Raw genomic sequence first — 14514 nt, forward strand, 5'->3', positions numbered from 1 at the left:
GGCGCTCAGGCAGGGAGAATGTGCTCAGTCTATCAGGGTCAGTTCTGCTGGTAGACCTTCTCTTCAGTCGTCTTGGCACGGGTGCGATCGCGCTGTGCCAGCCAGTACTCGACCAGCTCGCGCAATTGCGAAAGCTCCACGGGTTTGGCCATATGGCCGTCCATGCCAGCCTGGCGGGCGCGATCCTTGTGTTCGGTGAGAATGTGTGCGGTAAGGGCCACGATGGGCGTGCGCACCCGCTGGTTGCCCATTTCCCAGGCGCGCAGTTGCTCGGTCGCCGAGAAACCATCAAGCACCGGCATTTCGCAGTCCATCAGCACCAGGTCGTAGCGCTGGGCTTTCATGGCGCGCAAGGCTTCTTCGCCGTTGCTGGCAGTGTCGGGCTTGAGGTTGAGCTTGCCCAGCATGCCGCGGATGACCTTGGTGGAGATGTTGTTGTCCTCGGCCACCAGAATGCGGAAGTCACCCGGTACGTCGATGGGCGCGGCCGCCAACGGCAGTGCTGACGGTGCGACATACGCGGTTCCCTTGCTGCGCTGGGTCAACTCATCGGCGAGGGTGGTCTTGAGGGTATAACCGGCCACCGGTTTGGCCAATATGCGTTTGATCCCGGCATTACGGGCAATGATTTTGCTCGGCGCGTTGCTGATGCCGGTGAGCATGATCAGCAGAATGTCGTGGTTGAGGCTCGGGTCTTCCTTGATCTTGGTCGCCAACTGCATGCCGGTCATGCCGGGCATGTTCTGGTCGAGCAGGACCACGTCAAAGTAGTCACGCAGGTGCGCCTTGGTGCGCAGCATGGCCAGGGCTTCCTTGCCGGACGCCACGGCACTGACGTTAAGGCCCCATGCCGAGCACTGTTGCACCAGCACTTTACGGCAGGTGTCGTTGTCATCGACCACCAGTACCCGGGCGTCTTTGAGCGGCCCGTCCAGGTCCAGGGTCGGCTGCTCAAGCAGGTGCGCCGGCAACGGCAGGCACAGCCACAGGGTATTGCCTTGACCGGTGCTGTTCTGGATGCCGAATTCGCCATCCATCAGGATGATCAGTTGGCGGGCGATGACCAGCCCCAGATGGCCGCCCAGTTTGCTGGAGGCCAGGAAGTTTTTGCTGTGCAGTTCAGTGTGCAACAGGGCATCGCGTTCTTCGCCCGACAACGGCTCGCCGGTATCCTGCACGGCAATGCGCAGGCGCGGCTTGCCGCCCCGATTGTCGAGTGCCGCGACCAGCAGAATTTCGCCGCCCTCGGTTTTCTTCAGGGCGTTTTCCAGCAGGCTCAGCAAGGTCTGGCGAAGGCGCGTCGGGTCACCGCTGATCACTCTTGGCACCTGGGACTGGACCAGGCTGATCAACTCGACATTCTGTTGTTCTGCCTTTGCCCGAAAGATGTTCAGGCAATCTTCGATCAAGGCACTGATGTCGAACTGTACGTCGTCCAGTTCGATCTGCCCGGACTCCAGCTTGGTGATGTCGAGGATCTCGTTGATCAGCGTCAGCAGCTCATTGCCGGCGCTGTGAATGGTCTGCACATAGTCGCGCTGCTTGACCGAGAGCGGTGTGCCAAGCAGCAGCTCGGTCATGCCCAGCACGCCATTCATGGGGGTGCGAATCTCGTGGCTGATCTTGGCCAGGAATTCGGCTTTGGCGTTGATCTCGGCGGTGCTGGCCGCCTCGTCGCGGCTGATGCTGAACTTGCTCTCGACGATGTTGCGCTGACGTTCTCCAAGGGCAGTGTTCATCAGCAGGCCGCTGACGCAGAACACCGCAAGGAGGGTGAGAATCAGCCACTGCGGTGGTATCAGGCTCAGCCACAACAGTCCGGGCAGGACCACCATGTAACCGAGGTTGAAGATGATCATCGAGAACATGAACAGGCGTGCAGGCCGATAACCCTTGATCCAGTGCAGCACTGAAATGCCGAGGATGCTCACCGTGGTCAGGGCCACCAGCACGAAGGTCACCAGGTTGATTGACAGGTCGTCGACCAGTAACACCAACAGGGTGCCGATGACCATCAAGCTGCCGTCGATCAGCAGCAGGCGATCAACAGCTCTGGACTTGCGATGGGCAAAAAAGCAGTAGGTGTACATCAACCCGGTGACGGCCGCCAGCAGCAACGCCACGTGAGCGCCGGGGGTCTGTGGCAGGTGCCAGTCATCGAACAGGTCTAGCAGGTTCAATAGCAATAGCGCACTGAGCGCCAGCAAGGTTTCGCAGGCGGCCAGCCACAAGTTGGTACGGGAACGGGTGTGGCTGTAGCGGGCCAGATTCTGCAGGATCAACATGGCCAGCAAACCGAACACCAGGCCGAACAGGAACGGCTCGCGCTCGTCGGCGGCGCTTTCGATGGCGGGCTGCAGAGTGATATTGGGGCGCATCTGCTGGCTGGAGACCATGCGCAGGTACAGGTCCAGAGGGGTCTGGGCTTGTGGTACCGGCAACAGAAAGTCATTGGCGGGCAGGCGCTGGTTCTGTTTGGCAATCAGATTGCCGGTGCGCAGCAGATCGATCTGCCTGTCGCCCTGGAATACGTATAGATCGGCACTGGCCAGATCAGGCGCAAAGATGCGCAGCAGTTGTTCGTGGGGCTCGGGTGTCAGACGGTAATGCAACCAGACGGCACCGTCACGTTTGGCGGCGGTGATACTGTCGAGCTCGCGTGGGCTGAACTGGTTCTGCTGATGCGCCGCGCGCACCTCGGCAATTGAAAGGTGGCCCTTTTCATCGAGTAAAGTCGACCAGCCTGTAGTTGCAGCGGCATGGGCCGACAGCATGAAAAACAGGGTCAGCAGGCTTGCGGTTGAAGCTATGGCGATCCTGAGCCAGCGCACGACGTAATCCTTCCCTGTGTGAATGCCTGAATACATGCGCGGTATTGCTGCGACCAGTACAACCGGCCGGCCCGGTCAGGGGCCGGCCTGGTGGCCTTATTGCTGGCCTTCACCACGCTCACGGGCAATGGCACGATAGCCAATGTCCTTGCGATAGAAACAACCTTGCCAATCAATCTTCGCTGCCAGAGCATAGGCGTTTTGCTGAGCGCTGCTGACACTTTCTCCCAGCGCTGTGGAACACAGCACACGACCACCACTGGTCACGATACGGCCATCCTTGAGCGCGGTACCGGCGTGGAACACTTTGCCTGGCAGGCTGGCTGCTGCGTCCAGACCCTCGATTGCGGCGCCTTTGGCGTAATCGCCCGGGTAGCCGCCGGCGGCCAGGACGATGCCAAGGCTCGGGCGCGGATCCCACTGCGCTTCGATCTTGTCCAGAGCTTGCGCTAAAGCGGCCTCGATCAGCAAGACCAGGCTCGATTGCAGGCGCAGCATGACCGGCTGGGTTTCGGGGTCGCCAAAGCGGCAGTTGAACTCGATGACCTTCGGGTTACCGGCCTTGTCGATCATCAAACCAGCATAGAGGAAACCGGTGTAGACGTTGCCTTCTTCAGCCATACCGCGGACGGTCGGCCAGATGACCTGGTCCATGACCCGCTGGTGAACGTCGGCGGTGACCACCGGTGCGGGGGAGTAAGCGCCCATGCCGCCGGTATTCGGGCCGCTGTCGCCGTCGCCAACACGCTTGTGGTCCTGGCTGGTGGCCATGGGCAGCACATTCTTGCCGTCAACCATGACGATGAAGCTGGCTTCTTCGCCATCGAGGAACTCCTCGATCACGACCCGCGAGCCGGCATCGCCAAACGCATTGCCAGCCAGCATGTCGCGCACGGCTGCTTCGGCTTCTGCCAGGGTCATGGCAACGATCACGCCCTTGCCGGCAGCCAGGCCATCGGCCTTGATCACAATCGGTGCGCCTTTTTCCTGCAGGTAGGCCAGGGCCGGCTCGATCTCGGTGAAGTTCTGATAGTCCGCAGTCGGGATCTTGTGGCGGGCCAGGAAGTCCTTGGTGAACGCTTTGGAGCCTTCGAGCTGGGCTGCGCCTGCGGTCGGGCCGAAGCAGTCCAGGCCACGGCTGCGGAACAGGTCCACGACACCGGCTACCAGTGGTACTTCAGGGCCGACGATGGTCAGGCTGACATTCTTCTCGGCGAAGTCGGCCAGTTGTTCCAGAGCCAGCACGTCGATGGCGACGTTCTCGCACTTGGCTTCTGTGGCAGTGCCGGCGTTGCCCGGTGCCACGAAAACCTTCTCTACGCGAGGATCCTGAGCGACTTTCCAGGCCAGGGCGTGTTCACGGCCACCGCTACCAATGATCAAAACATTCATTTCAAAAACCTCGATGACGCAAATTCTGGGGTGTAACGCGATCATGCATTACGAGGTCGCAATGGCGTAGGTGGATGCAAGGCGGATGGGGCTGGACCGAGCGCAGTTGCCTTATGGCAATGAGCATCGGGGCAGCCCCGTCCAACGCAGCAGACGCCTGCGCCAGTGCGGCCGTTTTTATAACTCAGTGACGGAAGTGGCGCATGCCGGTGAACACCATCGCGATTCCGGCCTCATCCGCGGCAGCAATCACTTCCGCGTCGCGCATCGAACCACCTGGCTGGATCACCGCGGTGATGCCGGCCTTGGCGGCGTTGTCGATACCGTCGCGGAACGGGAAGAAGGCGTCCGAGGCCATGACTGCACCGGCGACCTGCAGGCCGGCGTGTTCGGCCTTGATGGCGGCGATGCGCGCGGAGTTGACGCGGCTCATCTGGCCGGCGCCGACACCGATAGTCTGGCGGTTCTTGGCGTAGACGATGGCGTTGGACTTGACGAACTTGGCCACTTTCCAGGCGAAGATCAGGTCATGCACTTCCTGCTCGCTTGGCGCGCGCTGGGTCACGACTTTGAGGTCGGCCTGAGTAATCATGCCGATGTCGCGGCTCTGTACCAGCAGGCCGCCATTGACGCGCTTGTAATCCCAGCCGGCTTGACGCTCGCCCCACTGGCCGCAGGTCAGCAGGCGCACGTTGGCTTTGGCGGCGACCACGGCCTGAGCTTCGGCGCTGACGCTCGGGGCGATGATGACTTCGACGAACTGACGCTCGACGATGGCTTTTGCCGTTTCAGCGTCCAGCTCGCGGTTGAAGGCGATGATGCCGCCAAATGCCGATTCGGTATCCGTGGCGTAGGCCAGGTCGTAGGCTTTACGGATGCCGCCTTCGTCGTCAGGGCTGACGGCCACGCCGCACGGGTTGGCATGCTTGACGATGACGCAGGCTGGCTTGACGAAGCTCTTGACGCACTCAAGCGCAGCGTCAGTGTCGGCCACGTTGTTGAACGACAGCTCCTTACCCTGCAGCTGGGTGGCGGTGGCGATACCGACTTCGGCAGGTTTTGCTTCAACGTAGAACGCCGCGCTCTGGTGCGGGTTCTCGCCGTAGCGCATTTCCTGGGCCTTGATGAACTGGGTGTTGAAGGTGCGCGGGAACTGGCCACGGCCTTCGGTGCTCAGGGTTTCGGCGCTCTGGTCGATGCCGCCCAGATAGTTGGCGATCATCCCGTCGTAGGCGGCCGTGTGTTCGAACGCCTTGAGCATCAGGTCAAAGCGCTGAGCGTAGGTCAGACCGCCGGACTTGAGGTTTTCCAGAACGCTGGCGTAATCGCTGGCGTTGACCACGATGGCCACGTCTTTGTGGTTCTTGGCTGCGGAGCGGACCATGGTCGGGCCGCCGATGTCGATGTTCTCGATGGCGGTCGGCAGGTCACAGCCTGGTTTGGCAACGGTGGCTTCGAACGGGTAGAGGTTAACCGCCACCAGGTCGATCGGCTTGATGCCGTGTTCGCCCATGATGCCGTCGTCGGTGCCGCGACGACCGAGGATGCCGCCGTGGATCTTCGGATGCAGGGTCTTGACCCGGCCGTCCATCATTTCCGGGAAGCCGGTGTAGTCGGCCACTTCAACCGCCGCAACGCCGTTGTCGCGCAGCAGTTTGAAGGTTCCGCCAGTGGACAGGATCTCCACGCCCAGGGCTTCGAGCTCGCGGGCGAATTCGAGGATTCCGGTTTTGTCGGAAACGCTGATCAAAGCGCGGCGGATCGGCAGGCGGGTGGTCTGGTCGGTCATCTCGATTTCCATCAAAGCTAAAGGTAATCAGCAAAAAAGGCGACCGGTGGGTGGGTCGCCTTGGTTGGTCTGCAATGCTTACAGCAAGTCGTACTGCTTGAGTTTCTTGCGCAAGGTGCCGCGATTGAGGCCCAGAACTTCAGAGGCTTTGGTCTGGTTACCCTTGACGTAATTCATGACGCTTTCGAGCAATGGTGCCTCGACTTCGGACAACACCAGGTTGTACACGTCAGTGACGTTGGCGCCTTCGAGGTGGGCGAAATAATTGTGCAGCGCCTTCTCGACACTGCCGCGCAGGGTCTGGCCCTCTTCGCTCGGCGTGTTCAGGTGCTGTTTCAAATTGACATTGTCGCTCACGGGTGTTGTTCCACTCACTAAAGTCTCGGTCATCATCGTCATGCGGCCACCTCTTCTTCATTTTCGTTATCCGGGCCCTGACAGCCTTGGCTGAAGAACTCCCGGATGTTGGCGCATTGTTGTTGCGTATCGTCCAAACGATTGAAGTGGGCGCGAAACTCCCTGGCGCCCGGCAAGGTTGCGAGATACCAGCCGACATGCTTGCGCGCGATGCGCACGCCCATTACATCGCCGTAAAACGCGTGCAGGGCGGTCAGGTGCTCCAGCAGGATCTGCTCCACTTCAACCAGCGAAGGGGCGGGCAGGATCATACCGGTGCGCAGGTAATGCTCTATCTCGCGGAAAATCCACGGGCGCCCTTGAGCGGCCCGGCCAATCAACAAACCATCGGCGCCGGTCGCTTGCAGCACATACCGGGCCTTTTCGGGTGAATCTATGTCGCCGTTGGCAAACACCGGGATCGACACCGCCTGCTTGATCGCGGCGATGGTGTCGTACTCGGCTTCGCCGGTGTAGAGGTCCGCACGGGTCCGCCCGTGAACTGCCAGGGCCTGGATACCTGCCTGCTCGGCAATCTTCGCGACAGTCAGGCCGTTCTTGTTGTCACGGTCCCAGCCGGTGCGGATCTTCAGGGTGACCGGCACATCGACTGCGGCCACCACGGCGTGCAGGATCTCGGTCACCAGCTGTTCGTCTTTGAGCAGCGCTGAACCTGCTGCCTTGTTACATACCTTCTTGGCCGGACAACCCATGTTGATGTCGATGATCTGGGCGCCCAGTTCGACATTGGCACGGGCCGCACTGGCCAGCATCTGCGGATCACCACCGGCGATCTGCACCGAGCGCGGCTCGGGATCACCTTCGTGGATCATGCGCAGGCGCGATTTGCGGCTGTTCCACAGGCTCATGTCACTGGTGACCATTTCCGAAACCACCAGCCCGGCGCCCATCTGGCGACACAACTGACGGAAAGGCTGGTCGGTGACGCCCGCCATCGGAGCGAGAATCAAGCCGTTCTGCAATGTATATGGGCCGATGCGTACCACCGACATAGCGTTACCTATAAAGGGGCCGAATCATCCACAGGCCGCATGATTACCGTTGCACACGGTCTGCAACGGTTCGCCCGTCCAACTGCTTGCACAGCGGCCAGACCGAACCGGGAGTTTGAAAAAGGGTTGGCATGATACCCGCTCTCGATGACTGGATAAAGGCTGAATTGGATAAAATCTGAACAGCTCGATGCTTATCACTAATCGTTCGGTTTTTCAGGTTTTACCAACGAACAGCAGCGATCATGCAGGCAACTGTCCGTTACTCCAGGGCGGCGTCCGATTGCCCCGGACCGCCGTACTGGCCGCAGAGGCTATTCCGGGGAGCGAAAATTGAGACTGTAGTTCACGGCTTTGGCGCCTGGATCGAGGATGTCCAGTGCAATGTGGATCGGCGTCTGGGGTGGCATCTCTTCCTTGCCGGCCATTTCGCCTGACAGATATTCGCCGGGTTTGAAGCGACGACTGGCGATCAACTGACCGCTGGTATCGGCAAAGCGCAGCTCCAGCAGCGGAAAGGGTTGGGAAAAGGATGCACGGTTATAAATGATCGCATCGACCACCAGCGCGCCCTGAAACTCCGGGTGGCTGCGTACCACCAGGTTGCTGCTCTTGAGCTGGTTGATGTCGACCTTCGATGGCACCTTGCAGCCCAGTTGCGGGCACAACTGCTGGAACCAGGGGCGATACTGATCCTGGCGGGCCAGATGATCGAAGTGATACCAGATGTACTGCCCGGCCAGGCCACTGAGCGCCAGGGTAATCAGGGTTATCCATAACAGACGCCGGCCCCAGCGCGGCTTGGGACGCTGCCAGTCGAGCTGCAGCGGGTCGTCGGTCAGGTCCACCAGTGGTTTGTCACGCAGGGCAGGTTCGCTGCGGCCACGCGGATCATGATCATGATCATGATCGTCATCGTCCGGTGCCGGCTCGTCTTCGTCGTCGAGCGCCGAAAGGCGGGCGCTGTGCCCCGGCGGCTGCTTGCGCAGCTCCAGTGCAGTGAAATCCGGTCCCTTGTCTTCGTCCGCGATGCTGTTCAGTGACAGCGAGGGCTCGGTACGGGTTTCGTTGGCGGCAGCGGGTTCAACGATGGGTTGGTCCGGTTCATCCGGCTCAGGTTCTGGCTCCCTGGCGCGGATGACTTCGGCATGTACTTCGGGCAATTGCTCGACATCGTCATTGGCCAGGCTGGCGATCCACTCGCCGGCTTCGCCTGGTGCTGCGTCGCGTCGTGCGCTGAGGTTTGCTTGCGGGGCGCGTGCATCGACAGTGGCAACCGACTCGGCCAGCTGGATCTCACGTTGCTCCAGGCGTGCCAGCTCTTCGTCCAGGTCCAGGCTGTCCAGGTCCAGTTCGCTGACATGCCAGTAGTCTTCGCCGGGTGCGGCGTTGATGGCCGGCGGTACAGGTTCGGCAACCACTGGCACGGCAGCGGGCGGCTCTGCGGCCAAGGGCGCCGGCTCAAGCGGCGCTTGCGGTGCCGGTTCAGTGGCGGCCTCAGGCTCCGGCAGCGCTGCCGGCTCTGCGAGGGCGGGCAGAGGGGCGAGCGCGGTGCGCTGCTGATGGCTCTGCTCCAGCAATTGTTTGGCGGCGTTGAATACCTGCAGGCATGACCCGCAACGCACCACGCCGCGCGCTACGCTCAGCTGCGCATGGTTGACTTTGAAGCTGGTCTGGCAGTGCGGACACTGGGTGACGAAACTGTCGGTCATGCGGCGCTCCGGCTCAGGCAGCGATCAGCGGCGACGGCCGGTGATGCGTACCCAGCCATCACGGTCGGCGATCGGGTCAAGGTCGAAGGTGTCGGCATAGGCTGCCGCCACTTCTTCGCCCTGTTCGGCCAGGATACCTGACAGCGCCAGGCGACCGCCCGGCTTGACCAGGCTGGCCAGTTGCGGCGCCAGAGACACCAGCGGGCCGGCCAGGATATTGGCGACCAGCACATCGGCAGGCTCGGCCGGCAAAGCCTCGGGCAGGTACAGCGGCAGGCGTTCGGCAGCAATGCCGTTGCGTCCGGCGTTGTCGCGCGAAGCCTCCAGGGCCTGAACGTCGATGTCAGTACCGACCGCCAGCTCTGCGCCCAGCAGCAGGGCGGCGATGGCCAGAATGCCCGAGCCGCAGCCAAAATCCAGTACCGTGCAGCCGTTCAGGTCCTGGCCGTCAAGCCATTCCAGGCACAGGCCGGTAGTCGGGTGGGTGCCGGTGCCGAAGGCCAGGCCCGGATCGAGCAGCAGGTTTACGGCGTCCGGTTGCGGTGCGGCATGCCAGCTCGGCACGATCCACAGGCGCTGGCCAAACTGCATGGGTTTGAAGTCATCCATCCAGCTGCGTTCCCAGTCCTGATCCTCGATCACTTCGGCGCTGTGTTCGGGCAGCTCGGCATCGGTCAGCAGGCGCAGGTGGGCCAACGCGATATCGGCATCGGTGTCGGCCTCGAACAGCGCCAGCAGGTGGGTGTGGGTCCACAGCGGCGTGGTGTTGAGTTCAGGCTCGAAGATCGGCTGGTCTTCCGCGTCCATGAACGTGACCGAGACCGCGCCGACTTCAAGCAGGGCGTTCTCGTAGGTCTCGGCTTGTTCCGGGCTGATGGCGAGGCGGACTTGCAGCCATGGCATGGCGGTGTACCTATGAAAATGACAGGAAAGCCGCGCAGTTTACTTCAGGTCTGCGTCAAAAGCTTGTGAAGGGTTTGCTCGGCAAACTGTCCGGATGTCGCAGTGCTATCCGATCGCTGGCTGAAAACGCACAGACCCCGCCGAGGCGGGGTCTGTAGATCTGTCGCATCACGCTGTACAGAGAATTACTTCTCGCTGGCCAGCTTGTGTTCCAGATAGTGGATGTTGACGCCGCCTTTGCAGAAGCCTGCATCACGGGTCAGATCACGGTGCAGCGGGATGTTGGTCTTGATGCCATCGACCACGATCTCGTCCAGCGCGTTGCGCATACGGGCCATGGCCTCGTCGCGGGTGGCGCCCCAGGTGATCAGCTTGCCGATCAGTGAGTCGTAGTTGGCCGGGACCTTGTAGCCGCTGTACAGGTGCGAGTCGACACGCACACCGTTGCCGCCTGGCGCATGGAAGTGCTTGACCAGGCCCGGGCTCGGGATGAACGTGCGGGCGTCTTCAGCGTTGATCCGGCACTCCAGTGCGTGACCGTTGATGACGACGTCATCCTGGGTGTACGAGAGTTTGTTGCCGGCGGCGATGCTGAGCATCTCCTTGACGATGTCGATACCGGTGACCATTTCCGAAACCGGGTGTTCGACCTGTACGCGGGTGTTCATCTCGATGAAGTAGAACCGACCGTTCTCGTACAGGAATTCGAACGTGCCCGCCCCGCGGTAGCCGATTTCGATACATGCACGTACGCAGCGATCGAAAACTTCCTGGCGAGCCTGCTCGTCGATGCCCGGTGCCGGCGCTTCTTCGAGTACTTTCTGGTGGCGGCGTTGCAGCGAGCAGTCGCGGTCACCCAGATGGATTGCGTTGCCCTGGCCATCGGACAGTACCTGAACTTCCACGTGACGCGGGTTGGTCAGGAACTTCTCGAGGTACACCATCGGGTTGCCGAACGCGGCACCGGCTTCGGTACGGGTCAGCTTGGCCGAGGAAATCAGGTCCTCTTCCTTGTGCACCACACGCATGCCGCGACCACCACCGCCACCGGCGGCCTTGATGATCACCGGGTAGCCAACCTCGCGGGCGATGGCCAGTGCGGTCTCTTCGTCTTCAGGCAGCGGGCCGTCAGAGCCGGGTACGGTCGGTACGCCGCTCTTGATCATCGCGTCCTTGGCCGAAACCTTGTCGCCCATCAGGCGAATGGTGTCGGCTTTCGGGCCGATGAAGGCAAAACCGGATTTTTCGACCTGCTCGGCGAAGTCGGCGTTTTCTGCCAGGAAACCGTAGCCAGGGTGGATCGCCGTGGCGCCGGTCACTTCCGCCGCCGAGATGATCGCCGGAATGTTCAGGTACGACTGGGTAGCGATGGCCGGACCGATACAGACAGTTTCGTCCGCCAGGCCCAGGTGCATCAGCTCACGGTCGGCCGTGGAGTGCACAGCGACGGTCTTGATGCCCAGTTCCTTACAGGCACGCAAGATGCGCAAGGCGATTTCGCCGCGGTTGGCGATCAGGACTTTTTCCAGCATCGCAGGGTCTCCCTGGTTCAAACGATGGTGAACAGCGGCTGGTCGAACTCAACCGGCTGGCCGTTCTCTACCAGGATGGACTCGATCACGCCGCTGGTTTCGGCTTCGATGTGGTTCATCATTTTCATCGCTTCGACGATGCACAGGGTGTCGCCTTTCTTGACGGTCTGACCCACTTCAACGAATGCAGGCGAGGTCGGCGAAGGCGTGCGGTAGAAAGTGCCGACCATTGGCGACTTGACGGCGTTACCGTTGAGCTTGGGCGCAGCAGGTGCAGCGTCGGCGGCAGGTGCGGCAGGTGCGGCGGCCGGGGCCGGTGCAGCGGCGACCGGGGCGGCAACCGGAGCTGGCGCGTAGTACGGCTGGGCTGGAGTCTTGCTGTGACGGCTGATCCGTACGGATTCTTCGCCTTCACGGATTTCCAGTTCGTCGATACCGGACTCTTCCAGCAGTTCGATCAGTTTCTTGACTTTACGGATATCCATTAATCATCAACTCCCAAAGGGTCTGTAGGGTGCAATTCGGCAGCCGGTTCAGGCCGTGCCGGTCAAGGCTTGGCGTTCTTGGCCAAATGTTCCAGGGCGGCTTCCAGGGCCATGCGGTATCCGCTGGCGCCCAGGCCGCAGATCACTCCTACCGCAACATCGGAGAAGTAGGAGTGATGACGGAAAGGTTCGCGTTTATGCACGTTCGATAAATGCACTTCGATGAATGGGATGCTCACTCCCATGATCGCGTCACGTATTGCCACGCTAGTGTGCGTGAACGCTGCCGGATTGATGACGATGAAGTCCACTCCCTCATCGCGGGCAGCGTGAATGCGATCGATCAATTCATACTCGGCGTTGCTTTGCAGGTACATCAGGTGATGGCCGGCATCGCGGGCGCGCTGCTCCAGGTCCTGGTTGATCTGCGCCAGGGTGGTGGTGCCATACACACCGGGTTCACGGGTGCCGAGCAGATTCAGGTTCGGGCCATGCAGGACCAGCAGGGTCGCCATCGTCGATTCCTTTTTATTCACGAGCGTTTTTGTGCCGCGACTATGCCGCAAGGGTCAAGATCTGTCCAGTTAACAACAGTAGTCAACACGATAAGCGATAATCGCGCAAAATTTGTGACCCGGATCTTAGATCTGGTCATTTGCCCCGTTTAACCGCTCGATCAGACCGTTGGCATCGATTTCGCCGACAACTCGCACATTTTTCAGCTCTTCGCCGCTTTTATCGAAAAATAGCAGCGCTGGCGGACCAAATAGCTTGTAGCGGTCGAGCAGCGCGCGTTGCTCGGCGTTGCTCTCGGTCATGTCGAAACGCACCCGGCTAAAAGCCGACAGACGGGCAACCACTTGCGGGTCGGGCAGCACTTCATGCTCGATGACCTTGCAACTGATGCACCAGTCGGCGTACCAGTCCAGGACCAGTGGCTGCCCGGCATTGCGCGCCGCTTCCAGCGCCGCCTCCAGCTCGCCGGTGGTGCGGATGGTCTGCCACTGGCTTTCGCCGGTCACGCTGGCGACACCCATGGCTACCGCCTGGGGCCTGCCCAGTGGACGCAACGGATCGGTTTCGCCCTTGAGTGCGCCGTACCAGCACGCCAGAGCGTAGACCAGTAAAAACAGACCGAGTAGTTGCGCAAGGGTCTGGCGGGTGGTTTTTTCGCTGAAATTGAGGGTGCCCATAAACAGCGCAACGCCGGCCGCCAGCAGGCCGATCAGCAGCAGGGTGATCTCGCCGGGCAATACCCGGCTGAGCAGGCCGATGGCCAGGCCCAGCAGCAATACGCCAATGGCGTTCTTTACCGTTTCAAGCCACGGGCCGCTTTTCGGCAGCCAGGTGGCACCGCCGGTGCCGACCACAATCAGTGGCAAGCCCATGCCCAGCCCCAGCGCGAACAGCTTCAGGGCGCCACCGATGGCATCGCCGCTGGCGCTTATATAGAGCAACGCACCGGCCAGCGGCGCGGACACGCAAGGCGACACCAGCAGGCTGGACAACACGCCCAGTACCGCCGCACCCCACAACGACCCGCCCTGGGTTTTGCCGGCGATGCGATCGAGCCTTGAACTGAGCGCATCCGGTAGACGCAGTTGAAAGGCGCCGAACATGGCCAGCGCGAACACCACGAAAAACAGCGCGAACGGCACCAGCACCCAGGCCGATTGCAGGCGGGCCTGCAGGTTGAGGCTGGCGCCGAACACGCCCATCAGTGCGCCCAGCAGCGCAAAACAGGCCGCCATGGGCAGCACATAGGCCAGCGACAGGCTCAAGCCCCGCAACCCGCCGACCTGACCGCGCATCACCACGCCAGACAGAATCGGCAGCATCGGCAGTACGCACGGGGTAAAGGTCAGGCCGATGCCGGCCAGCAGAAACAGCGCCAGTTCTTTCCAGCTCCAGGGCTGTACCGCTGCGCTACCTGTGGCACTGGCCGTTGCACCAGCCACATTGCCGATGTCCAGCCGTTCGGTTTCCGGTGGGTAGCACAGGCCGTGGTCGGCGCAGCCCTGATAAGTGACGGCCAGGGTGAACGGGCGCTGCTCATCGGGGTTGCGCGGCAACTCGATATCGACGATGCCGTGATAGACCTCCACGTCGCCGAAGTACTCGTCATGCTTCTGTTCACCGGCGGGCAGGCGCGCTTCGCCCAGGCCGGCATCGGCCGGCTCGCTGCGGAACTGGAAGCGATGGCGATACAGGTAATAGCCGTCAGCCGCCACCAGGCGCAGCTTGACCGCCTGCGGTGTGGCTTCGATCAGGCTCAACTGGAAAGCCTGGCGGACCGGCAGAAATTGCTTGCTGTTATCCAGGGTCGAGCTGCCCAGCGTTGCCGAGGGGCGGCTGTCCAGTAGGCCGGAAGCCTGAGCCTGGACGGGAAGGGTGAGCAGCAACAGCATGATCAGTAGCAGGCGGCGCATGGCAACCTCAAATCGCGGCAAAGGTGCGCATG

General features: G+C 61.5%; 11 protein-coding genes. All 11 read right to left on the reverse strand.

All coding sequences use genetic code 11. The features are described 5' to 3' along the window. Positions 1-38: 38 nt before the first annotated feature. The 11 genes from NRB16_RS19950 to NRB16_RS20000 all read right to left on the reverse strand — a co-directional run bounded on the left by NRB16_RS19950 (position 39) and on the right by NRB16_RS20000 (position 14482). A complete protein-coding gene (locus NRB16_RS19950) occupies positions 39-2831 on the reverse strand; it encodes a hybrid sensor histidine kinase/response regulator (RefSeq protein WP_045486958.1) in 2793 nt (930 codons plus the stop codon). Positions 2832-2927: 96 nt separating this feature from the next. Continuing rightward, positions 2928-4223, reverse strand: coding sequence for a phosphoribosylamine--glycine ligase (gene purD / locus NRB16_RS19955; RefSeq protein ID WP_257106770.1), 1296 nt, complete (start codon positions 4221-4223; stop codon positions 2928-2930). A 184-nt stretch (positions 4224-4407) separates the two neighbouring features. After that, positions 4408-6012 carry a bifunctional phosphoribosylaminoimidazolecarboxamide formyltransferase/IMP cyclohydrolase gene (purH, locus tag NRB16_RS19960; protein ID WP_045486964.1) on the reverse strand — a complete coding sequence of 535 codons (1605 nt, stop codon included), beginning with the start codon at positions 6010-6012 and terminating at the stop codon, positions 4408-4410. A 78-nt stretch (positions 6013-6090) separates the two neighbouring features. Further along, a complete protein-coding gene (gene fis / locus NRB16_RS19965) occupies positions 6091-6411 on the reverse strand; it encodes a DNA-binding transcriptional regulator Fis (RefSeq protein ID WP_045486967.1) in 321 nt (106 codons plus the stop codon). After that, positions 6408-7421: a tRNA dihydrouridine synthase DusB gene (dusB, locus tag NRB16_RS19970; protein WP_045486970.1), complete on the reverse strand. Its 1014-nt coding sequence runs from the start codon at positions 7419-7421 to the stop codon at positions 6408-6410. The genes fis and dusB overlap by 4 nt, the downstream gene beginning before the upstream one ends. A gap of 314 nt (positions 7422-7735) precedes the next feature. Next, complete coding sequence (locus NRB16_RS19975) at positions 7736-9133, reverse strand: DUF3426 domain-containing protein (protein WP_257106771.1); 1398 nt, start codon at positions 9131-9133, stop codon at positions 7736-7738. Positions 9134-9157: 24 nt separating this feature from the next. Beyond that, positions 9158-10036: a 50S ribosomal protein L11 methyltransferase gene (gene prmA / locus NRB16_RS19980; RefSeq protein ID WP_045486976.1), complete on the reverse strand. Its 879-nt coding sequence runs from the start codon at positions 10034-10036 to the stop codon at positions 9158-9160. A 185-nt stretch (positions 10037-10221) separates the two neighbouring features. Next, positions 10222-11568, reverse strand: coding sequence for an acetyl-CoA carboxylase biotin carboxylase subunit (gene accC / locus NRB16_RS19985; protein WP_045486979.1), 1347 nt, complete (start codon positions 11566-11568; stop codon positions 10222-10224). Between the two features lie 17 nt (positions 11569-11585). Continuing rightward, the gene (gene accB, locus NRB16_RS19990; protein ID WP_045486982.1) at positions 11586-12053 is read right to left on the reverse strand and encodes an acetyl-CoA carboxylase biotin carboxyl carrier protein; all 468 of its coding nucleotides are present in this window, start codon (positions 12051-12053) and stop codon (positions 11586-11588) included. 62 nt (positions 12054-12115) lie between these two features. Then, complete coding sequence (gene aroQ / locus NRB16_RS19995; RefSeq protein ID WP_045486985.1) at positions 12116-12568, reverse strand: type II 3-dehydroquinate dehydratase; 453 nt, start codon at positions 12566-12568, stop codon at positions 12116-12118. Between the two features lie 126 nt (positions 12569-12694). Beyond that, positions 12695-14482, reverse strand: a complete 1788-nt coding sequence (locus NRB16_RS20000; RefSeq protein WP_253142601.1) for a protein-disulfide reductase DsbD — start codon at positions 14480-14482, stop codon at positions 12695-12697. Between the last annotated feature and the right edge of the window lie 32 nt (positions 14483-14514).

The organism is Pseudomonas sp. LJDD11, from assembly GCF_024584215.1.
Taxonomy (GTDB): domain Bacteria; phylum Pseudomonadota; class Gammaproteobacteria; order Pseudomonadales; family Pseudomonadaceae; genus Aquipseudomonas.

Bases quoted from the DNA above. Each gene is read 5' to 3' on its own strand.
- NRB16_RS19975 (WP_257106771.1), bottom strand. From the start codon at position 9,133: ATGACCGACAGTTTCGTCACCCAGTGTCCGCACTGCCAGACCAGCTTC.
- NRB16_RS20000 (WP_253142601.1), bottom strand. From the start codon at position 14,482: ATGCGCCGCCTGCTACTGATCATGCTGTTGCTGCTCACCCTTCCCGTC.
- dusB (WP_045486970.1), bottom strand. From the start codon at position 7,421: ATGTCGGTGGTACGCATCGGCCCATATACATTGCAGAACGGCTTGATT.
- accB (WP_045486982.1), bottom strand. From the start codon at position 12,053: ATGGATATCCGTAAAGTCAAGAAACTGATCGAACTGCTGGAAGAGTCC.
- fis (WP_045486967.1), bottom strand. From the start codon at position 6,411: ATGACGATGATGACCGAGACTTTAGTGAGTGGAACAACACCCGTGAGC.
- prmA (WP_045486976.1), bottom strand. From the start codon at position 10,036: ATGCCATGGCTGCAAGTCCGCCTCGCCATCAGCCCGGAACAAGCCGAG.
- accC (WP_045486979.1), bottom strand. From the start codon at position 11,568: ATGCTGGAAAAAGTCCTGATCGCCAACCGCGGCGAAATCGCCTTGCGC.
- aroQ (WP_045486985.1), bottom strand. From the start codon at position 12,568: ATGGCGACCCTGCTGGTCCTGCATGGCCCGAACCTGAATCTGCTCGGC.
- purH (WP_045486964.1), bottom strand. From the start codon at position 6,012: ATGACCGACCAGACCACCCGCCTGCCGATCCGCCGCGCTTTGATCAGC.
- purD (WP_257106770.1), bottom strand. From the start codon at position 4,223: ATGAATGTTTTGATCATTGGTAGCGGTGGCCGTGAACACGCCCTGGCC.